The sequence below is a fragment of the Limnohabitans sp. 2KL-3 genome (assembly GCF_001269405.1).
Classification (GTDB): domain Bacteria; phylum Pseudomonadota; class Gammaproteobacteria; order Burkholderiales; family Burkholderiaceae_C; genus Limnohabitans_A.
Genome location: NZ_CXON01000017.1, coordinates 1 through 22707 on the forward strand (window position 1 = coordinate 1; position 22707 = coordinate 22707).

General features: G+C 64.1%; 6 protein-coding genes. 3 read left to right on the plus strand and 3 right to left on the minus strand.

Annotation, left to right across the window (positions count from 1 at the left end; genetic code table 11):
* The 3 genes from AMM41_RS16945 to AMM41_RS16955 all read right to left on the minus strand — a co-directional run.
* On the minus strand, positions 1-15856 hold a 15856-nt coding region (locus AMM41_RS16945; protein WP_089961875.1), incomplete at its 3' end, for an Ig-like domain-containing protein.
* A gap of 102 nt (positions 15857-15958) precedes the next feature.
* The gene (locus tag AMM41_RS16950; protein WP_089961879.1) at positions 15959-17053 is read right to left on the minus strand and encodes an OmpA family protein; all 1095 of its coding nucleotides are present in this window, start codon (positions 17051-17053) and stop codon (positions 15959-15961) included.
* A gap of 631 nt (positions 17054-17684) precedes the next feature.
* Positions 17685-18491 (minus strand): IclR family transcriptional regulator, encoded by an 807-nt coding sequence (locus AMM41_RS16955; RefSeq protein WP_089961882.1) that lies wholly within the window; start codon positions 18489-18491, stop codon positions 17685-17687.
* Positions 18492-18966: 475 nt separating this feature from the next.
* On the opposite strand from AMM41_RS16955, the gene AMM41_RS16960 reads away from it, so the two are divergent.
* From AMM41_RS16960 to AMM41_RS16970, 3 genes are read left to right on the plus strand one after another with little or no spacing between them, the layout of a single operon-like run.
* Positions 18967-20589, plus strand: coding sequence for an acyl-CoA carboxylase subunit beta (locus tag AMM41_RS16960; RefSeq protein WP_089962077.1), 1623 nt, complete (start codon positions 18967-18969; stop codon positions 20587-20589).
* A 12-nt stretch (positions 20590-20601) separates the two neighbouring features.
* Positions 20602-21768, plus strand: a complete 1167-nt coding sequence (locus AMM41_RS16965) for an acyl-CoA dehydrogenase family protein (RefSeq protein ID WP_089961885.1) — start codon at positions 20602-20604, stop codon at positions 21766-21768.
* Between the two features lie 11 nt (positions 21769-21779).
* A complete protein-coding gene (locus AMM41_RS16970; RefSeq protein ID WP_089962081.1) occupies positions 21780-22706 on the plus strand; it encodes an enoyl-CoA hydratase/isomerase family protein in 927 nt (308 codons plus the stop codon).
* Position 22707: the final 1 nt, after the last annotated feature.

A 22707-nucleotide genomic window follows, 5' to 3' on the forward strand; every position in this document is an offset into this window, starting at 1 on the left:
CCTGGCTGTTGCCCGCCACGTTGATTTTGCCGGTGGCCGGGTCCTTGGCCGCCACCGAGACTTCGGCCACGGTGTCTTTGTCGGCCTTGAGCTCGGCGGTGGCAACGCTCAGGCTGTAGCTGCCGTCAGCGGCCACGGTGGTGGTGAAGGTCTTGTCGTTGAGGTACACGCTGACCACGTCACCTGCGCTGAAGGCGCCACTGACTTTGCCGCTGAGCGTGGTGTTGGCTTGGCCCCCTTCGGCCACGGAGACGATGTTGTCGCCGGTGATGGGCGCCAAGGTGATGGCCACTTTGGCGTCTGCGGGGGTGACGGCGCTGTTGTAGTCGCGCTGGGCCAAGGCGGTAGCGCTGTTGCCCGCACCGTCGGTGGCCACGATGCTGGCCTCGATCAGGGTGTCGGCGTCCGAGACGAGGTCGGCGCTGGGCACCTGGATGCTGTAAGCCCCTGCGGCGTTCACGGCGGCGCTGTAGGTTTTGACGTTGTTGTTGCTGTCTTTGAGCGTGAGGGTGACCACGTCACCGGCGCGGAATTCGCCTGTGGCTTGGCCAGTGATGGCGGTCTGGGCCTGGCCCGCTTCTTGAGCGGACAGGAAGTTGTCGGCGGTGACGGTGTCCACGCTGAGCTTGACCACGGGGTCGGTGGTGTCCACGCCGTAGTTCTGGATGGCCTTGGCCACACCGGCGCTGGTGGTGACAGTGCCCTCGATTTGCGTGTCGCTGTCGGCGATCAGCTCGGCCGTGGCCACTTTGACGCTGTAGCTGCCGTCTGCGCTCACCGTGCCGGTGAAGGGCTTTTTGTTGACGGTGAAGGTGACAGTGTCGCCTGCGGCGTAAACGCCGGTGACTTTGCCGGTGACGGTGGTCTCGGCGGCCGTCGATTCGGCCAGGTTGACGATGTTGTCAGCGGTGACGGTGTTGATGGACAGGGCCACGGTCTTGCCGGCGGTGGCGTCGGTCTCTACGGTGTAGTCCTGCGCGGTGCCCACGGTGTTGACTTTGCCAGTGACGGGGTCTTTGGCGGCCACGCTCACCTCGGCCTGGGTGTCGGGGTCGGCCTTGATGGCGGCCATGCTGACGGCCTGGCTGTAGTTGCCTGCCGCGTCCACGGTGGTGGTGAGCACTTGGTCGTGCACACGGAGGGTGACCACGTCGCCTGCCGTGAACGCGCCGGTGACTTTGCCGCTGAGGGTGACGCTGCTTTGTGCGCCTTCGGCCACGGTGACGATGTTGTCGCCCGTGATGGGCTCCAGGGTGATGGCCACTTTGGCATCTGCTGGGCTGACGGCCGAGCCGTAGTCTTTGTCGCCTTTGACGTCAGCCGTGTTGCCCGAGTTGTCGGTGACGGTGACGGTGACTTCGAACTTGGTGTCCGGATCGGCAATGAGCTCGGTGGTGGGCACGTTGACGCTGAAGCTGCCATCGGGCTTGATGGTGCCGCTGTAGGGGTTGCCATTCACCATGACGGTGACTTTGTCGCCAGGCTTGAATTCGCCCGTGACTTTGCCGGTGACGGGCAGGGTTTGCTGGCCCGCCTCCAAGGCGTCGATCATGTTGTCGGGGGTCAGCGGGTCGATGACGACGCTGGCCACGGGCGGTGTGGTGTCCACGCCGTAGTTCTGGATGGCCTTGGCCACACCGGCGCTGGTGGTGACGGAGCCTTGGATTTGTGTGTCGCTGTCGGCCAGCAGGTCGGCTGTTTTGACGCTCGCGGTATAGCTGCCGTCCGCTTGCACGGTGGCGGTGTAGTCGACGGTGTTGATGCTGAGGGTGACTTTGTCGCCTGTTGCGAACACGCCGCTCACTTTGCCTGCAATCAGGGTGTTGGTGTTGGCCGATTCGGCCAGGTTGACGATGTTGTCAGCGGTGACTTTGTCGATGGACAGGGCCACGGTCTTGAGGACCGTGTCGGTCTCTACCGTGTAGTCCTGCGCGTTGCCTGCCCATTGGGTTTTGCCGCTGATGGGGTCCTTGGCGGCCACTCGCACTTCGACCTTGGTGTCAAAGTCGGCCTTGAGCTCGGCTGTGGCGACGCCCAAGCTGTAGCTGCCATCGGCAGCCACGGTGGTGGTGAAGGTTTTGTCGTTGACAAAGAAGGTGACGACATCACCTGCGCTGAACGCGCCAGTCACTTTGCCGCTGAGCGTGGTGGTGGCGGTACTGCCTTCGGCCAGGGTGATGACGTTGTCACCGGTGACGGGCTCCAAGGTGATGGCCACGTTGCCTGCGGGCGGTGCCACGTTGCTGTTGTAGTCGTTGACGCCTGATGCCGTGCCGGGGTTGCCCGAGCCGTCCGTGAGGGCCACAGTGACTTCGTACTTCGTGTCCGGGTCGGCAATGAGCTCGGCCGTGGGCACGTTGACGCTGAAGTTACCCTGCGCATCCACCGTGCCGGTGTAGGGGTTGCCGTTGACGGTGACCGTGACTTTGTCGCCCGCTTTGAAGTCGCCCGTCACTTTGCCGGTGACGGGCAAGGTGGCTTGGCCCGCTTCTTGAGCGTCGATCAGGTTGTCAGGGGTGAGCGGGTTGAGCGTGACCGTGCCTGTGGGCGGCGTGGTGTCGACGGCGTAGTTTTGCTGGGCGCTGTAGTTGGCCCCCGAGACGCTCACGCTGCCCTCGACTTGGGTGTCTTTGTCCGCCAGCAGGTCCAGGGTTTTGACGGGGATGCTGTAGGCACCATTGGCGTCCACAGTGCCCGAGAACTTCTGGTCGTTGACGATGAGGGTGACCACATCGCCTGCACTGAACTTGCCTGTCACGCGGCCGGTGACAGGGATGCTGAGCGCGCCCGACTCGGCCAGGTTGACGATGTTGTCAGAGGTGACGGGGTCGATGAACAGGGCCGTGCCCGTGCCGGTGGTGGGCTCGACCGTGTAGTTTTGGTTGTTGGTGGCTGTGCTGATCTGGCCCGATGACGGATCTTTGGCTGCAACAGACACTTCGACTTGGGTGTCCGAGTCGGCTTTGAGCGCGGCCATGCTGACCACTTGGCTGTAGTTGCCTGCGGCGTCCACGGTGGTGGTGAGCACTTGGTCGTACACACGGATGGTGACGACATCGCCAGCGCTGAACGCGCCCGTGACTTTGCCAGTGAGGGTGACGTTGGCCAGGGTGCTGCCTTCGGTGGCGGTAATCAGGTTGTCACCGGTGATGGGGGCCAGCGTGATGGCGGCTTTGCCGTTGGGGGTGTCGGCTTCGTTGACGCCGTTGACGGTGACCACAATGTCTTGGCTGGCGGTGCCGTCTTTGCTGGTGACGGTGAGTTTGTCGGTGACTTTGTCGCCGTTGGCCAGGGCTTGGGTGGCGGGTTTGCTGTTGTCCAGCGTGTAAGTCCAGGCACCGGTGGCGGTGTTCAGGGTGAAGTTGCCGTAAGTGCCGGCCAGCGTGGCGCTGGTGGGCGTTTTGAGCAAGGCTTCGCCAGTGTCCACGTCGGTCACCGTGAGGGTGCCACTGGCGATGTTGACGCTGGCGTCTTCGGTGACGTTGCCGGTGGTGGTGCCGGTGATGACGGCGGTGTCGTTCACGCCGGTGATGGTGATGCCGATGTCTTTGCTGACCAGGCCGTCTTTGCTGGTGACGGTGAGTTTGTCACTGACATTTTGGCCATCCGTCAACGCTTGTGTGGCCGCTTTGCTGTTGTCCAGCGTGTAAGTCCAGGCCCCTGTGACGCTGTTGAGCGTGAAGTTGCCGTACGTGCCGGCCAAGCTGGTGGGTGTTTGCAGCACGTTGTCGGCGCTGTTGGCTGCACCTGTCACCGTGAGCGTGCCCGAGGCCAGGGTGCTGCTGTCTTCAAGGGCCGAGCCGCTGGTCACGCCACCAATGGCGGTGTTGGCGGCCGCATCTTGGCCCAGCGCGTAGTTTTGCACCGCATTGGCCGTGCCTGCGCTGGTGGTCACGCTGCCCTCAACTTGTGTGTCGCGGTCGGCGACCAGGTCGGCCGTGGGCACCAAGATGCTGAAGACACCTTGGGCATTGACACTGCCTTTGAACGGCTTGTCGTTGAGGGTGAGCGTGACTTCGTCGCCTGCAGCGAACTTGCCTGTCACTTTGCCGGTGATGGGGGTGTTGGCGTTTTGTGCTTCGGTGGCGTTGATCAGGTTGTCAGCCGTGACCGGGTCAATGAACAAGGCCACCGTTTTGCCCACAGTGTCTGGCTTGCCACCGGTGCCATCGGTCTCCACGGTGTAGTCCTGGTAGGTGCCCACGGTGTTGACTTTGCCCGAGACGGGGTCTTTGGCCGCGACGCTGACTTCGGCCTTGGTGTCGATGTCGGCCTTGATGGCGGCCATGCTGACCACTTGGCTGTAGTTGCCCGCAGCGTCCACCGTGGTGGACAAGACTTGGTCGAACACACGGATGGTGACCACGTCACCTGCCGTGAACGCGCCCGAGACTTTGCCCGAGAGCGTGACGCTGTCGGCTTGGCTTTCTGCCACGGTGACGATGTTGTCGCCCGTGACCGGGTTCAAGCTGATGGCCACGTTGTTGGCGGGCGGTGCCACGTTGCTGTTGTAGTCGTTGGCACCCGAGGCGGTGCCGGTGTTGCCCGCACCGTCCGTGAGGGCCACAGTGACTTCGTACTTCGTGTCCGTGTCGGCAATCAGGGCCGATGTGGGCACGGGGATGCTGAAGTTGCCCTGGGCGTCCACGGTGCCGCTGTAAGGCTTGCCGTCCACGGTGACGGTGACTTTGTCGCCCGGCTTGAAGTCGCCCGTGACTTTGCCCGTCACGGGCAAGGTGGCAAGACCCGCCTCAGCGGCGTCGATCAGGTTGTCGGGCGTGAGCGGGTTGAGCGTGACTGTGCCTGTGGGCGGTGTGGTGTCCACGGCGTAGTTTTGCTGGGCCGTGAAGGACACGCCGCCTGCGATGGTGACGCTGCCTTCGACTTGGGTGTCTTTGTCCGCCAGCAGGTCCAGGGTTTTGACGGGGATGCTGTAGGCACCGTTGGCGTCCACAGTGCCCGAGAACTTCTGGTCGTTGACGATGAGGGTGACCACGTCGCCTGCACTGAACTTGCCAGTCACTTTGCCGGTGACAGGGATGCTGACCGCACCCGACTCGGCCAAGTTGACGATGTTGTCAGAGGTGACCGGGTCGATGAACAGGGCCGTGCCCGTGCCGGTGGTGGGCTCGACCGTGTAGTTTTGGTTGTTGCTGGCGTTGCTGATCTGGCCCGATGACGGATCTTTGGCGGCGACCGACACTTCGACTTGCGTGTCGCTGTCGGCTTTGAGCGCGGCCATGCTGACCACTTGGCTGTAGTTGCCTGCAGCGTCCACGGTGGTGGTGAGCACTTGGTCGAACACGCGGATCGTGACCACGTCGCCTGCGCTGAACGCGCCCGTGACTTTGCCAGTCAGGGTGACGTTGGTGAGCGTGCTGCCTTCGGTGGCGGTGATCAGGTTGTCACCGGTGATGGGGGCCAAGGTGATGGCGGCTTTGCCTGCGCCGGTGGTGATGGCCACGCTGTCGCTGTTGTCCGCTTCCGCGCCGTCTTGGTTGAAGTTGCCTGCGGCGTCGCTGAACTTGTTGCTGTCGACCTTGACGGTGCCTGCGGTGGCACCACTGGCGGGCGTGAAGGTGGCGGTGTAGACCAGCGGGTTGGTGCTGCTTTGGACCAGCGGGCTCAGGGTGCCGCCGGTGACGGCGATGTCGCCATTGACAAAGTCCGTGCTGGCTTCACTCAGGGTGAAGGTCACGGTGCTGGTTTCGTCGGTGTTGAGGGTGGTTTTGTCGATGTCCACCTTGATGGTGGGCGGTGTGGTGTCGATCTTGAATGCGAACGGCTCGCTGGTGCCGCCGCTTGGCGTGCTGGCGGTGTAGCTGTGCGGGCCGGTGGCTTGCTCAGGCGCAGTGAAGCTCCAGGAGCCGTCGGGGTTGACGGTGGTGGAGCCCACCACCTTGTCGCCGTCTTTGATGGTGACGACTTCGCCGGGCGTGCCTGTGCCTTTGAAGGTGGGCGTGGTGTCGTTGGTGTCGCCGCCATTGGTCAGGGGCACCGTGCCATTGTTCGGGTTGCCCACGTTGTCGGTGACTTCGGTGATGGCGGGCTTGACCGGGTTGGGGCCTGCGCCCTCACCCAGGGCGTAGTTTTGCACCGCGTTGGCCGTGCCTGCGCTGGTGGTCACGCTGCCTTCAACTTGTGTGTCGCGGTCGGCGACCAGGTCGGCCGTGGGCACCAAGATGCTGAAGACACCTTGGGCGTTGACCGTGCCTTTGAAGGGCTTGTCGTTGACGGTGAGCGTGACTTCGTCGCCTGCAGCGAACTTGCCCGTGACGCGTCCGGTGATGGGGGTGTTGGCGTTTTGTGCCTCGGTGGCGTTGATCAGGTTGTCAGCGGTGACCGGGTCGATGAACAAGGCCACCGTTTTGCCCACGGTGTCTGGCTTGCCACCGGTGCCATCGGTCTCCACGGTGTAGTCCTGGTAGGTGCCCACGGTGTTGACTTTGCCCGAGACGGGGTCTTTGGCCGCGACGCTGACTTCGGCCTTCGTGTCGATGTCAGCGCGGATGGCCGCCATGCTGACGATTTGGCTGTAGTTGCCTGCCGCGTCCACCGTGGTGGACAAGACTTGGTCGTGCACACGGATGGTGACCACATCACCTGCGGTGAACGCGCCCGAGACTTTGCCCGAGAGCGTGACGCTGTCGGCCTGGCTTTCTGCCACGGTGACGATGTTGTCGCCGGTGACCGGGTTCAAGCTGATGGCCACGTTGTTGGCAGGCGGCAGCACCGCGCTGTTGTAGTCGTTGACGCCTGATGCCGTGCCGGTGTTGCCTGCGCCGTCGGTCAGAGCGACGGTGACTTCGTACTTCGTGTCCGTGTCGGCAATCAGGGCCGATGTGGGCACGGGGATGCTGAAGTTGCCTTGGGCGTCCACGGTGCCGCTGTAGGGCTTGCCGTCGACGGTGACGGTGACTTTGTCGCCCGGCTTGAAGTCGCCCGTGACTTTGCCGGTGACGGGCAAGGTGGCCTGGCCCGCCTCGAAGGCGTCGATCAGGTTGTCGGGCGTGAGCGGGTTGAGCGTGACCGTGCCTGTGGGCGGTGTGGTGTCGACGGCGTAGTTTTGCTGGGCACTGTAGTTGGCCCCCGAGACGCTCACGCTGGCCTCGACTTGGGTGTCTTTGTCCGCCAGCAGGTCCAGGGTCTTGACGGGGATGCTGTAGTTGCCGTTGGCGTCCACAGTGCCCGAGAACTTCTGGTCATTGACGATGAGGGTGACCACATCGCCTGCACTGAACTTGCCCGTCACGCGGCCGGTGACGGGGATGCTGACCGCGCCCGACTCGGCCAGGTTGACGATGTTGTCAGCCGTGACCGGGTCGATGTAGAGCGCCGTGCCTGTGCCGCTGGTGGGCTCGACGGTGTAGTTTTGGTTGTTGGTGGCGGTGCTGGTTTGGCCCGAAACAGGGTCTTTGGCTGCAACCGACACTTCGACTTGGGTGTCGCTGTCGGCTTTGAGCGCGGCCATGCTGACCACTTGGCTGTAGTTGCCTGCGGCGTCCACGGTGGTGGTGAGCACTTGGTCGTACACACGGATGGTGACGACGTCGCCTGCTGAGAACGCGCCGGTGACTTTGCCAGTGAGCGTGACGTTAACCAGGGTGCTGCCTTCGGTGGCGCTGATGAGGTTGTCACCGGTGATGGGAGCCAGCGTGATGGCAGCTTTGCCGTTGGTGGTGTCGGTTTCGTTGACGCCATTGACGGTGACCACGATCTCTTGGCTGGCCGTGCCGTCTTTGCTGCTGACAGTGAGCTTGTCTTGCACTTGCTGGCCGCTGATGAGCGCTTGGGTGGCCGCTTTGCTGTTGTCCAGGGTGTAGACCCAGGTGCCGGTGGCGGTGTTGAGCGTGAAGTTGCCGTAGGTGCCTGCCAATGTGGCGCTGTTGGGCGTGGCCAACAGGGCTTCGCCGGTGTCCACATCGCTGACTGTCAAAACGCCAGAGGCGGTGGTGACCAGTTGGTCTTCGGTGACCGAGCCGGTTTTGGTGCCGGTGATGGCAGCGGCATCGTTGACACCGGTGACGGTGACGATGATTTCCTTGATGGCCGAGGCGTCTTTGCTGGTGACGGTGAGTTTGTCACTGACTTGCTGGCCTTGTGTCAACGCTTGTGTGGCCGCTTTGCTGTTGTCCAGCGTGTAGGTCCAGGCACCCGTGGTGGTGTTGAGCGTGAAGTTGCCGTAAGTACCGGCCAAGCTGGCAGGCGCTTGCAGCACGTTGTCGGCGCTGTTGGCAGAGCCGGTGACGCTGAGCGTGCCCGAGGCTTGCGCGGTGCTGTCTTCGATGGCGGTGCCGGTGTTGGTGCCGCTGATGACGGTGGTGCTGGCATCGGCTGCGCCGGTGACGGTGACGACGATGTCTTGTGTGGCGCTGCCGTCTTTGCTGATGACGGTGAGTTTGTCGGTGACTTGCTGGCCTGCAGCCAAAGCTTGTGTGGCTGGCTTGCTGTTGTCCAGGGTGTACACCCAAACGCCGGTGGCGGTGTTGAGCGTGAAGTTGCCATACTGGCCAGCCAAGCTGGCGGTGGTGGGGGTTTGCAGCAGGGCTTCGCCGGTGTCCACGTCAGACACCGTGAGGGTGCCGGTGGCGGTGTTTTGTGCAGCGTCTTCGGTGACGCTGCCGGTTTTGCTGCCGGTGATGGCGGCGGTGTCGTTGGTGCCGGTGATGGCGATGGTGATGTCTTTGCTGACCAGGCCGTCTTTGCTGGTGACGGTGAGTTTGTCGCTCACTTGCTGGCCTTGTGTCAGCGCTTGCGTGGCCGCTTTGCTGTTGTCCAGCGTGTAGCTCCACGCACCGGTGGAGGGGTTGAGCGTGAAGTTGCCGTAAGTACCTGCCAAGCTGGTGGGCGCTTGCAGCACGTTGTCGGCGCTGTTGGCAGCACCGGTGACGCTGAGGCTGCCCGAGGCTTGGGTTGTGCTGTCTTCGATGGCCGCGCCGCTGCTGGTGCCGCCAATGGCGGTGTTGGCGCCGTTGGTGTTGCTGTCGCTCAGGGCGTAGTTTTGCACCGCGTTGGCCGTGCCTGCGCTGGTGGTGATGCGGCCTTCGATTTGGGTGTCGTAGTCGGCCAGCAGTTCGGCCGTGGGCACGTTGATGCTGAAGGCACCTTGGGCGTTGACAGCGCCGCTGTAGGGCTTGCCGTTGACGCTGAGGATGACTTGGTCGCCTGGCGTGAACACGCCTGTGACGCGGCCAGTGATGGCGGTGTCGGTGGCCTTGGCTTCGCTGGCGTTGATCACGTTGTCAGAGGTGACCGGGTCGATGTACATCGCCACGGTTTTGCCACTGGTGCCCCCACTGCCATCGGTCTCCACCGTGTAGTCCTGGCTGGTGCCCACGGTGTTGATCTTGCCCGAGACGGGGTCTTTGGCCGCCACACTGACTTCGGCTTGGGTGTCCGGGTCGGCCTTGAGGGCGGCCATGCTGACGATTTGGCTGTAGTTGCCCACCGCGTCCACGGTGGTAGAGAGAATCTGGTCGTGCACGCGGAGGGTGACCACGTCCCCTGCGGTGAAGGCGCCCGAGACTTTGCCCGAGAGCGTGATGCTGTCGGCTTGGCCCTCGGCCACGGTGATGATGTTGTCGCCCGTGACCGGGTTCAAGCTGATGGCCACGTTGTTGGCGGGCGGTGCCACGTTGCTGTTGTAGTCGTTGGCACCTGATGCCGTGCCGGTGTTGCCTGCGCCGTCCGTCAGAGCCACAGTGACTTCGTACTTCGTGTCCGTGTCGGCAATCAGGGCCGCTGTGGGCACGGGGATGCTGAAGTTGCCTTGGGCGTCCACGGTGCCGCTGTAGGGCTTGCCGTCGACGGTGACGGTGACTTTGTCGCCCACTTTGAAGTCGCCGGTGACTTTGCCGGTGACGGGCAAGGTGGTTTGACCCGCTTCTTGAGCGTCAATCAGGTTGTCGGGTGTGAGCGGGTTGAGCGTGACCGTGCCTGCAGGCGGCGTGGTGTCGACGGCGTAGTTTTGCTGGGCGCTGTAGATCGCGCCGCCGTTGACGCTGACAATGCCGTCGATTTGGGTGTCTTTGTCGGCCAGCAAGTCCAGCGTTTTGACGGGGATGCTGAAGCTGCCATCGGCGTTGACGTTGGCGCTGTAGGGGTTGCCGTTGACGGTGAGGGTGACTTTGTCGCCCGCAGCGAACACGCCCGTGACTTTGCCGGTGACGGTGGTGTCGGTGGCTTTGGATTCGGCCAGGTTGACGATGTTGTCGGCCGTGACGGGGTCGATGACCAGGGCGGTGCCGCTGTTGGGGTTGGTCTCGACCGTGTAGTTTTGCTTGTTGCTGGCGGTGCTGGTTTGGCCAGAGGATGGGTCTTTGGCGGCGACCGACACGTCCACTTGGGTGTCTGCGTCGGCTTTGAGGGCGGCCATGCTGACCACTTGGCTGTAGTTGCCAGAGGCGTCCACGGTGGTGGTGAGCATTTGGTCGTACACACGAATGGTGACCACGTCGCCTGCCGTGAACGCGCCGGTGACTTTGCCAGTGAGGGTGACGTTGACCAGGGTGCTGCCTTCGGCGGCGGTAATCAGGTTGTCACCGGTGATGGGGGCCAGTGTGATGGCCGCGTTGCCTGGCGAGGCGGTGATGTTCAGGCCCACGGCGTTGTTGGTGTCGGCGCCGTCTTGGTTGAAGTTGCCTGCGGCGTCGCTGAATGTGTTGCTGTCGACCCGCACGGTGCCCGCCGCTGCGCTGCCGTCGGGGGTGAAGACGGCGGTGTAGACCAGCGGGTTGGTGCTGCTTTGGACCAAGGTGCCCAGTTTGCCGCCGGTGACGGTGATGTCGCTGTTGCTGAAGTCGCTGCTGGCTTCACTCAAGGTGAAGGTGAGCTGGGCCATCTCGTCGCTGCCGATGCTGGTTTTGTCGATGGCGACCGTGATGGTGGGCGGCGCAGTGTCCACGGTCACGGTGAACGGTGCGGTGGTGCCGCCCGACGGGGTGCTGGCGGTGTAGCTGTGCGGGCCAGTGGCCTGCTCAGGCGCGGTGAAGCTCCAAGTGCCGTCGGGGTTGACGGTGGTGGAGCCCACAATCTTGTCGCCGTCTTTGATGGTGACGACTTCGCCGGGCGTGCCTGTGCCTTTGAAGCTGGGGGTGGTGTCGTTGGTGCTGCCGCCATTGGGCACCACAGCTGTGGCCCCGCCGGGGTTGCCTGCGTTGTCGGTGACTTCGCTGATGGCGGTGGGTTTGCCCGCGACCACGGTGACGCTGACGCTGTTGTTGGCGTCTGCTCCGTCTGCGTTGGCGTTGCCTGCGGCATCGGTGAATTTGTTGCTGTCGACCCGCACGGTGCCACTGGAGCCTGGGGTGGCTCCGGCTGTGGGTGTGAACACTGCGGTGTAGACCAGCGGGTTGGTGGCGCTTTGGACCAGTGGCCCCAAGCTGCCGCCGGTGACGGTGATGTCGTCTTTGATGAAGTCGGCGCTGGCCTCAGACAGGGTGAAGGTGACGCTGGCCGTGTCGGCGCTGCCGATGTTGGCTTTGTCCACGCTGATGGCGATGGTGGGCGGCGCGGTGTCCACGGTCACGGTGAACGGCGCGGTGCTGCCGCCCGACGGGGTGCTGGCGGTGTAGCTGTGCGGGCCAGTGGCTTGTTCAGGCGCGGTGAAGTTCCAAGTGCCGTCGGGGTTGACGGTGGTGGAGCCCACAATTTTGTCGCCGTCTTTGAGGGTGACGACTTCGCCGGGCGTGCCGGTGCCTTTGAAGCTGGGGGTGGTGTCGTTGGTGCTGGCACCATTGGGCACGCTTTGTGTGGCCCCGCCGGGGTTACCAGCGTTGTCGGTGACTTCGCTGATGGTGGTGGGTTTGGCCACGGTTTCGTTGACGCCGTTGACGGTGACCACAATGTCTTGTGTGGCGCTGCCGTCTTGGCTGGTCACGCGCAAGGTGTCGGTGACTTGCTGGCCTTGGGCCAGGGCTTGGGTGGCCGGTTTGCTGTTGTCCAGCGTGTAGGTCCAGGTGCCGGTGGCGGTGTTGAGCGTGAAGTTGCCATACGTGCCGGCCAAACTGGCGGTGGTGGGCGTGCTCAAGAAGGCTTGGCCGGTGTCCACATCCGTCACGGCGAGGGTGCCGCTGGCGGTGGTTTGTGCGGCCGAGTCTTCGGTCACGCTGCCCGTGGCTTGGCCGCTGATGACGGCCGCATCGTTGACGCCGCTGACGGTGACCAAGATTTCTTTGATGGCGTTGCCGTCTTTGCTGGTGACGGTGAGCTTGTCGGTGACTTGCTGGCCTTGTGTCAGCGCTTGCGTGGCCGCTTTGCTGTTGTCCAGCGTGTAGGTCCAGGCACCGGTGGTGGTGTTGAGTGTGAAGTTGCCGTAAGTGCCAGCCAAGCTGGTGGGCGCTTGCAGCACGTTGTCGGCGCTGTTGGCAGCGCCGGTGACGCTGAGCGTGCCCGAGGCTTGGGCGGTGCTGTCTTCGATGGCGGTGCCGGTGTTGGTGCCGGTGATGGCGGTGGCGTTGCCATCGGCTGCGCCGGTGACGGTGACGGTGATCAGCTGCGAGGCCGTGCCGTCTTTGCTGCTCACGGTGAGTTGGTCGCTGACTTGCTGGCCTGCAGCCAGGGCTTGGGTGGTCGGCTTGCTGTTGTCCAGGGTGTAGAGCCAAACGCCGGTGGCGGTGTTGAGCGTGAAGTTGCCGTAAGTGCCAGCCAAGCTGGCGTTGGTGGGGGTTTGCAGCAGGGCTTCGCCGGTGTCCACATCGGCCACGGTGAGCGTGCCGCTGGCGGTGGTGGCAGGGGCGTCTTCGGTGACGCTGCCGGTGCTCTGGCCGGTGATGAGGGCTTTGTCGTTGACGCCGGTGATGGCGATGACGATGTCTTTGGATGCGCTGCCGTCTTTGCTGGTGACGGTGAGTTTGTCACTGACTTGCTGGCCAGCCGCCAGCGCTTGCGTGGCCGCTTTGCTGTTGTCCAGCGTGTAGGTCCAGGCGCCGGTGACGCTGTTGAGCGTGAAGTTGCCGTACGTGCCGGTCAGGCTGGCGGTGGTGGGCGTGCTCAAGAAGGCTTGGCCGGTGTCCACATCGCTCACGGTGAGGGTGCCGCTGGCGGTGGTGGCAGGAGCGTCTTCGGTGACGGTGCCGGTGCTGGTGCCCGCAATGGCTGCGCCGTCGTTGGTGCCGGTGACGGTGACCAAGAGGTCTTTGGCCACGCTGCCATCTTTGCTGGCCACGGTGAGTTTGTCGGTGACTTGCTGGCCTGCGTTCAGGGCCTGTGTGGCCGCTTTGCTGTTGTCCAGGGTGTAGCTCCAAGCGCCTGTGGTGGCGTTGAGCGTGAAGGTGCCGTAAGTACCCGCCAAGCTGGTGGGCGTTTGCAGCACGTTGTCGGCGCTGTTGGCAGCGCCGGTGACCACCAAGACGCCTGCAACCTGCGAGGTGCTGTCTTCGATCACGGCGCCGGTGTTGGTGCCACCAATGACGGTGCCACTGACAGCGCCCTCGGCCGCGCCGGTGACGGTGACCACAATGTCTTGTGTGGTGCTGCCGTCTTGGCTGGTGACGGTGAGTTTGTCGGTGACTTGTTGGCCTTGGGTCAGGGCCTGCGTGGCCGCTTTGCTGTTGTCCAGCGTGTAGACCCAAGCGCCGGTGGTGGTGTTGAGCGTGAAGTTGCCATAAGTGCCCGCCAGGCTGGCTGGCGTTTGCAAGGCGGCTTGGCCGGTGTCCACATCCGTCACGGTGAGGGTGCCGCTGGTGGTGGTGGCAGGGGCGTCTTCGGTCACGCCGCCCGTGGTCTGGCCGGTGATGAGGGCTTTGTCGTTGACGCCGGTGATGGCGATGACGATGTCTTTGGATGCGCTGCCGTCTTGGCTGGTGACGCTGAGTTTGTCGCTCACTTGCTGGCCAGCGGTGAGCGCTTGCGTGGCCGCTTTGCCGTTGTCCAGCGTGTAGGTCCAAGCGCCGGTGGTGGTGTCCAGGGTGAAGTTGCCATACTGGCCGGCCAAGCTGGTGGGGGCCTTGAGCACGTTGTTGGCGCTGTTGGCCGCACCGGTGACGGTGAGCGTGCCCGCCGCTTGGGCGCTGCTGTCTTCGATGGCGGTGCCGGTGCTGGTGCCGCCAATGGCTGCGCCCGTGCCGCCTTGGTTGCTCAAGGCGTAGTCTTGCACCGCGCTGGCGGTGACTTTGCCGGTGGGGGTGGTGGCGGACACGCTGGCCTCGACTTTGGTGTCGCGGTCAGCGACCAAGTCGGTGGTGGGCACGTTGATGCTGAAGAGGCCTTGGGCGTTGACGGTGCCCACAAAGGGCTTGTCGTTGACGGTCAGGGTGACGGTGTCGCCTGCGGCAAACACGCCCGAGACGCGGCCAGTGACGGCGGTGTTGGCCACGCTGGCCTCGGCGGGGGTGATGAGGTTGTCGGCCGTGACGGGGTCCACCACCAAGGATGTGCCCGTGCCTGCAGCGCCCTCCACCGTGTAGGTCTGGCTGTTGTCCACCGTGCTGACTTGGCCGGTGGCGGGGTCTTTGACGGCCACGCTGACCTCGACTTTTTTGTCGGCATCGGCCTTGAGCTCGGTCATGGGGACCACTTGGCTGTAGCTGCCGTTGGCCGCCACGATGGTGGTGAAGGTCTGGGTGCCCACGCGGATGGTGACGATGTCGCCGGGCGTGAAGGCGCCGCTGACGCGGCCCGTCAGGGTGAGGCTGGCTTGGGCGCCCTCGGCGGCGCTGATCAGGTTGTCGCCGCTGATGGGGTCCAGCGCCACAGCCGCTTTGGCCTGGGCCGAGCCCAGGCTCAGGGCCACGCTGTTGTTGGCGTCCGCGCCGTCTTGGTTGGCATTGCCCGCAGCGTCAGTCAATTGGTTGCTGCCCACGCTGATCTTGGCGCTGGTGGCGCCCGCCGTGGGCGTGAAGGTGGCGGTGTAGACCAGCGGGTTGGCCGCGCTCTTGACCAGGGCGCTCAAGGTGCCGCCCGTGGTGGTGATGTCACCGGCCACAAAGTCAGCGCTGGCTTCGCTGAGCGTGAAGGTGATCGCAGCGGTCTCGGCGCTGCCCAGGGCAATCTTGTCGGTGGCGATGGCGATCTGGGGGGCGATGGTGTCCACCGTGATCTCAAAGGCCGGGCTGACGTTGGCAACGCCGTTGGTGGTGGACTCGGCGGTGAAGCTGTGCTTGCCCTCGGACAAGTCGGCAGGCGGGGTGAAGGACCAGTTGCCGTTGGCATCGGCCGTGGCAGAACCAATGACAACGCCGCCGTCTTTGATGGTGATGACCGTGCCCGCAGGCGCTTGGCCCGTCAGCGTGGGGGTCTTGTCGTTGGTGCTGGCCCCGTTGGCGAGCGACTCGGTGCCGTTGCCCGGGTTGCCCGCGTTGTCGGTGACGCTGCCAATGGTGGTGTTGGAGGTGGTGGCGGTGGTGCCACCGGCAGCAGCGGCGGCTGCGCCCGCGCCCGCCAGCCCCAAAGCGGCCAGCAAGGGGTTAAAGGCCAGCACACCCACGGCAGCGCCCGAGCCCACGACTTCAGCACCACCCAGCGCCACGCTGACCGTTTGGCCCCCGTCGGCCAGCTGCGGGATCAGGCCTTTGACGTCCGGGTCTTCCGGGATGTATTCGTAGAAGTTGCCGTTTTCTGCTTGGCCCACCACGCCGTTGTAGCCCTCGGGCATGACCTCGTAGTAGTCCTCGATGATGATGTCCGCTTCGGTGCTGTTTTCTAGCAAGATGTGCAGGTTCTTGCCCACACGCTTGACTTTGACGTATTCGGGGGCGGCTTCTTTGTTCTTGTCGAGCTCTTGCAGCTGGTACTTGGCACCGGCTTTGGCCGCAATGCGCAGGGGCTGGCCTTTGGCGCCTTGCCCTTGTGTGACGTCCAGGACCTGGTTGCTTTGTGCGTTGCCGGTGTTGACGAGGACTTTGAATTGCTTGGCCATGGTGTGTGCTCTCAGTGAATTGGGGTGTGAATTCGGGGTGGGAATTCAGGGATGAATCTGGGGAATGAAGCTGGGGGGTGAATCTGGAGGTGAATCAGCAGATCAGCGGGGTGTGGAGGGGCTTATTTGCCCCCCACCGTCCACGCGGCGCTGGCCCACCACCTCGACCACCACGCGGCGGTTGGGCTGGTTGCAGGCGATGGCGCTGGCCGAGGCGACCGAGCCGCACGAGCGCTCGACCAACTGGCGCGAGCCCCGTCCCTCGGAGGTGATGCGCGCGGAGATCTGGCTGACGCGCTCGATGTAGCGGCGCACCGTGTCGGCCCGCTCAGCGGACAAACGCTGGTTGCCCGCAGGCGAGCCCAGCGGGTCGGCGTGGCCAATGACGTGGATGTGGTTGATGTAGGTGTAGTCGCTGCGAATGCGCGAGACCAGTTGGTCAATCACGGCCAAGCCTTGGCTGGTCATGCCCGCCGCATCGGAGCGGCCAAAGGCAAACAAGGCATCGCCCGACAAGGCAAACTGCTGGGGCATGGCGGGCACCATGACGGGAGCGGCCACAGGGGCGGGTGCGGAAGCGGGTGCCGAGAGGCAGTCCTGGGCCTTGGTCACGCGCGAGACGGTGTGCATTTGCAAGCGCACACTGGCCATCTCTTGCAGCGCCTGGGCCGCAGGCACGGGCTTGAGCACGGGGCGACCCGCGTCCTCGTAGACGGCAAAGTACTGGCTTTGCGCGGCCAGCAAGCGCGTGGCGGTCAAGCTGTCGTAGTTGTCTTTGGCCGTGCGGCCCACACGCACTTGGCGAGCACCAATCTCCACCGCCCCGGGCTCGGTGCACAGCTGGCTGTAGCCACCGGCAACCAAGGAGGTGTGGTACTGGCCATTGACAAACACGCCCGTGGCGCCTTTGAGGCCTGCGCTGTCACTGGCGCGGTAGACCAAGATGCGGCTTTGGCTGGCGGCCGTGCCCGGCGGGGGGGTAAAGGGCGAGCCCAAGACGTCGATGCGCGCGTTGGCTCCGGCTTGGCTGGTCTCGATGGCCGTTTGCGCCTGCGCCCCGGCCAGGCCCAGCACCATCACCGAAACCCCGGCGGCCAGCGCCCGAGCAACACGCCCCGCGCACGCGCGCCAAGCAAGTGGCCAGGAAGTCAAAGCCAAAGCGATCTGAGACAAAGGGGCAAGGGGTTTCGAAATCATGGAAATAGGGGTGCTTTTTGGCTCAAAAAATGACGGCGAATTTGTAAAACATAGTACCCAATAAGTCCACAAAACGCCACTAGCCAATTGGAATATTCTGTTGGTTTTGGTGTATTTATTTGTAAAATACAGCACATTTAAGAACTCACAATTTGCGATTCAAGGCAAACCGGCAGGGATTGTGATGAATTTGAGAATTTGAAACAGGCGCAGCTGGGTGCGTGATGAATCAGATTGGGTTTAATGAATTTGGGGATTTGAGGGGTGGGGGCCGTTCCCTGCCCCCTGTGGGAGCACCGCCCTTGGTGCGATGGGGGGTGGTGGTCTGCGGGGCTTTATCGCGGCGAGGGCGCCGCTCCTACAGGGGGAAGAGCAACGCTGACTGGGCGATGGGGGGTGGTCTGCGGGCGCTATCGCTGTCCCCTGTGGGAGCACCGCCCTCGGTGCGATGGGTGGTGGTGGTGTGCGGGGCTTGATCGCGGCGGGGGCGCCGCTCCTACAGGGGGGAGAGCAACGCGGCCTGGGCGGTGGGGGTGGTCTGCGGGGCGCTATCGCGGTCCCCTGTGGGAGCACCGCCCTCGGTGCGATGGGTGGTGGTGTGCGGGGCTTGATCGCGGCGAGGGCGCCGCTCCTACAGGGGGAGAGGCAGCAGGGGAAAATGGCTGCGCATCAGAACGGACAGTTCAGCGGCTCGGCCCAGAGGCAAGCGGCTGCGTGAAGCGCCGATCGACAAGGCTGCCATCGCCGTCTGGCCCACATGCCAGTGCAGGCCCACTGCGGCAATGCCTGCGGTGCTGCGGTAGGCGTGGCCGCGTTGGCGCGTGGATTGGACCCAGCGCTGCAGTTGAGCCTGAGCGACACCTTCGAGTGCGTACTGCGCTGCGTGGCGGGCATGGTGGGCTTGAATGGCGGCATCGTCCAGCAACGCCAACATGGCAATGCTGGCCACACCCAGGCCGAGCAGACGCGTTTCTCCAACAGTCTGGCGGAACGAGGGCACCGCGTGTTGGCCCTGCTCCAGGTGCAGGCAGTGGCTGTAGTCGCCCATGCGCAGTACTAAAAATACGTTATCGCCGCTCAGCCGGGCCAAGGTTTTCATGGCACTTTGGCATTGGCGGACCCAGGCCGCCTGTCCCAAGCTGGCCGCCCCCCAAGCTGTAGCTTGCGTCCCCAAGGTGTAGAGGCCGGAGCTTTCATCGCGTTCAACCAAACCCGTGCCTTGCAGGCTGCCCAGCATGCGCCAGGCAGTGGTTCGGTCCAGGCCACTGAGTTTCACCAAGGCCTGCAAACTGATGCCCTGATCGTGGTGGCGGGCCACGAGGTTAACCAGGCCCATGGCGCGTTCGATGCTCTGTGCGCCGGTGCGGGAAGGCGTCACGGTCTTGGCGGAGGAATCTTGGCCGAGCAACTCGTTGGAAGGCTTGGCGTGTCTGCTCATGAATTGACCTTGTCTAAGTGGCTCAGGGCTGTTGGGGACTATCGCGGCGGGGGCGCCGCTCCTACAAAAAACTGCTGGGGACTATCGCGGCGGGGGCGCCGCTCCTACAAAAAACTGTTGGGGACTGTCGCGGCGGGGGCGCGGCTCCTACAAAAAAACTGTTGGGGACTGTCGCGGCGGGGGCGTCGCTCCTACAAAAAACTGCTGGGGACTGTCGCGGCGGGGGCGTCGCTCCTACAAAAACTGTTGGGGACTGTCGCGGCGGGGGCGCGGCTCCTACAAAAAAATTGTTGGGGACTGTCGCGGCGGGGGCGCGGCTCCTACAAAAAACTGTTGGGGACTGTCGCGGCGGGGGCGCGGCTTTCGCAGACAAACATCATCGGGCAGGATCCATAGGGAAAGCACCATGTGCACATTATGCACACCGGGTTTCCTGCGCATGGTCACGGAGCCCCGGCTGCGCTGCAATCGGGACATGACCCCTTTTCAGACCCAAATACAGCCCACGTCGGACGCCTTTGCCGCGCAACGACAAGGCATGCTCGAACTGATTGCCGACTGGCATGCGCTGGAGCAACGCGCCAGTGACGCCTCGGCCAAATCGGCCGAGCGTTTTGCCAAACGCGGGGCTTTGCTGCCGCGTGAGCGCCTGGCGCAGTTGCTGGACCCTGGCGCACCGTTTTTGCCTTTGGCCACGCTGGCCGGTTACGGCATGGACAACCCGGACTTGTCACGCTGCGTGCCCGGCGGCTCGCAGCTGGCAGGCATTGGCCAGGTCAGTGGCGTGCGCTGCATGGTGGTGGTGACCGACTCGGGCATCGATGCCGGGGCCCTGACCGAAGCGGGCAACCAAAAGCTCATGCGCTGCCAAGAGATTGCGCTGCAAAACAAGCTGCCTTTTGTGCACCTGGTCGAGTCGGCAGGATCGAACTTGCGCAAGTACCGGGTTGAGAAATTCATCCGGGGCGGCGGCATGTTCTACAACCTGGCGCGCCTGTCTGCCGCTGGCTTGCCGGTGCTCACGGTGGTGCACGGCTCGTCCACCGCAGGCGGGGCCTACATGCCCGGCCTGTCGGATTACGTGATCATGGTGCGTGGCCAGGCCAAGGCCTTTTTGGCGGGGCCGCCTTTGCTGAAAGCCGCCACGGGCGAGATCGCCACCGACGAGGCCCTGGGCGGCACCGACATGCACGCCACCGTCAGCGGCCTGGCCGAATACGTGGCGCAAGACGACGCCCACGCGATTGCCCTGGCCCGCGAGGTGCTGGCCGCCATCGACTGGCCGCGTGCTGCCGTGCCCCCGCCCAAGCAAGCGCCGCGCCCTCCCCGGCTGTCGCCCGACGAACTGGCGGGCGTGATGGTGCTGGAACACCGCCAGCCCATCGACATGCGCGAAGTCATTGCCCGGCTGGTGGACGACTCGGCCTGGCTCGACTTCAAGCCCGACTACGGCAGCGCCACCGTGTGTGGCCACGCCCGCATCGACGGGTATGCGGTGGCCTTCATCAGCAACAACGGCCCCATCGACCCGGCGGGCGCGACCAAGGCGGCGCAGTTCATTCACCTGTGCAACCAGTCGGGCACGCCGATTGTGTTTTTGCAAAACACCACTGGCTTCATCGTGGGCCGCGCCTCGGAAGAGGCCGGCATGATCAAGCACGGCGCCAAGATGATCCAGGCCCTGAGCAACTCGCAGGTGCCGCACATCACCCTGCACTGTGGCGCTTCGTTTGGCGCGGGCAATTACGGCATGTGTGGGCGCGCGTTTCACCCGCGCTTTTGTTTTTCGTGGCCCAACGCCCATTCGGCCGTGATGGGCGGCGAGCAGGCGGCCACCACACTCGACATCGTGGCGCGCCAACAGGCCGAGCGCAGCGGCAAGCCGGTCGACGAAGCCCGGTTGCAAGCGCAAAAGTCTGAAATCGTGGCCCTGTTTGAAAGCCAGGCCAGCGCTTTCTACACCAGCGGCCATTTGCTCGACGACGGCATCATCGACCCGCGCCAGACCCGCGAGGTGCTGTCGCTCTTGCTGGCCACCGTGCGCGAAGCCGCCGCCCGCACCCCGCACGCGATGCAGTTTGCAGTTCCCCGTTTTTGAAAGTCCCCGCACATGATCTACACACCCGAACACCACGAACTGATGGCCAGCATCCGCCGTTTCATCAGCGCCGAAATCGACCCCTTTGTCGACGAATGGGAAGCCGCCGAAATCTTTCCGGCGCACGAGGTGTTTCGCAAGATGGGGCAGCTCGGCTTTTTGGGCATCACCAAACCCGAGGCCTATGGCGGCATGGGCCTGGACTTCAGCTACGCGCTGGCTGCCGCCGAGGCCATTGGCCACGTCAAGGCCCAGGGCGTGGGCATGGGCATTGGTGTGCAGGCCAACATGGCCACACCGGCGCTGGCCAGTTTTGGCTCGGATGAACTCAAACGCGAATTTTTGGCCCCAGCCATTGCGGGCGAAGTGGTGTGCAGCATCGGCGTGAGCGAGCAAGGTGCGGGCTCGGACGTGTCTTCGCTCAAGACCCGCGCACGGCGCGATGGCGACGACTACGTCATCAGCGGCTCCAAGATGTGGATCACCAACGGCACCCAGGCCGACTGGATCTGCCTGCTGTGCAACACCTCGGACGGCCCTTCGCACAAGAACAAGTCGCTCATCATCGTGCCGCTCAAAGATTCGGCAGGCCGCCGCGCCAAGGGCATTGAAGTGCAAAAGATCAAGAAGTTCGGCATGTGGAGCTCGGACACCGCGCAGATCTTTTTTGACGAGGTGCGCGTGCCGGTGCGCCACCGCATTGGCGAAGAAGGCATGGGCTTTATTTACCAGATGAAGCAATTTCAGGAAGAGCGCCTGGACGGCGCGGCGCGGCGTCTGGCCAGCATCGAGCTGATCGAAGAAACCGCCGACTACCTGCGCCAGCGCGTGGCCTTTGGCAAGCCGCTGCTCGACAACCAGTTCATCCAGTACAAGCTGGCCGAACTCAAGACCGAAATCGAAGCGCTGCGCGGCCTGATTTACATGGCCACGCACGCCTATGTGCAGGGGCAGGACGTGACCGAGCTGGCCTCGATGGCCAAGCTCAAGGCTGGACGCCTGGGCCGCGACGTGGCCGACTGGTGCATGCAGTTTCAAGGCGGCATGGGCTACACCTGGGACAACCGTGTGTCTCGCGCTTACCGCGACTACCGGCTCGGCTCGATTGGTGGCGGTGCCGACGAAGTGATGCTGATGGTGATTGCCCGCAAGATGGGCCTGATGGACCCTGCTGGTTGAAAGGGCACAACATGACGTTTGCAAATCTTCTCGTTCATCGAGAGCACGGCATGGTATGGGTCACGCTGCACCACCCTGCCACCCGCAACGCGCTGTCACCCGACATGGTGGCCGAGCTGTCGCAAACCATTGCGCAAGCCGCCCAAGACAGCACTGTGCGTGCTTTTGTACTGCGTGGCAGCGCAGGCTTTTTCTGCGCGGGCGGCAATGTGGGCAACTTTCAGTCGCGCTTGCAAGCCAGTGCTCAAGACGGCGAAGACCCCGTGGTCAGCCGCAACCGGGCCTTTGGCCATGTGCTGCAGGCCCTCACCGCCCTGCCCATGCCGGTGCTGGCGGTGGTGGAAGGCGCGGCCATGGGCGGCGGTATGGGTCTGGCCTGCTGCGCCGACATCGTGCTGGCCACCAACGACGCCCGCTTTGCCCTGAGCGAAACCGGTTTGGGGCTTATCCCGGCGCAGATCGCGCCCTTTGTGCAAGCCCGCGTGGGCCGCCGGGTGGCGCTGCGCCTGGGCCTGAGCGGCGAGCGCGTGAACGGAACGCTGGCCCAGCAGCTGGGCCTGGTGGATGCACTGGCCGCTGACAGCACTGCACTCGACGCGTTGCAGGCACAGTGGCTCAACCGCATTTTGGCTTGCGGGCCGCAAGCCAACCGCTCGCTCAAGGCTTTGCTGTCGCGTGACGTGGCCGGTGGCGCATCCGTTGACCATGGCCTCAGTGCCTGGCTCGACGACGCGGCGCTGCGCTTTGCGCAATGCATGCGCAGCGAAGGCGCTGAGGGCATTGCAGCCTTTCGCGAACGCCGCGCCCCCGCCTGGGCACAGACCTTGCATGCTGCCGACGTGGCACGCCTGCATGGCCTGAGCCACGAACCCCAAAGCGACCTCCACCACGCTCTTCACCACGCCCCCCAACCCGGCCCTGCGTCAGCGCCCAAGTGAC

Coding starts and splice junctions, on each gene's coding strand:
- AMM41_RS16950 (WP_089961879.1), bottom strand. CDS start 17,053: ATGATTTCGAAACCCCTTGCCCCTTTGTCTCAGATCGCTTTGGCTTTG.
- AMM41_RS16955 (WP_089961882.1), bottom strand. CDS start 18,491: ATGAGCAGACACGCCAAGCCTTCCAACGAGTTGCTCGGCCAAGATTCC.
- AMM41_RS16960 (WP_089962077.1), top strand. CDS start 18,967: ATGACCCCTTTTCAGACCCAAATACAGCCCACGTCGGACGCCTTTGCC.
- AMM41_RS16965 (WP_089961885.1), top strand. CDS start 20,602: ATGATCTACACACCCGAACACCACGAACTGATGGCCAGCATCCGCCGT.
- AMM41_RS16970 (WP_089962081.1), top strand. CDS start 21,780: ATGACGTTTGCAAATCTTCTCGTTCATCGAGAGCACGGCATGGTATGG.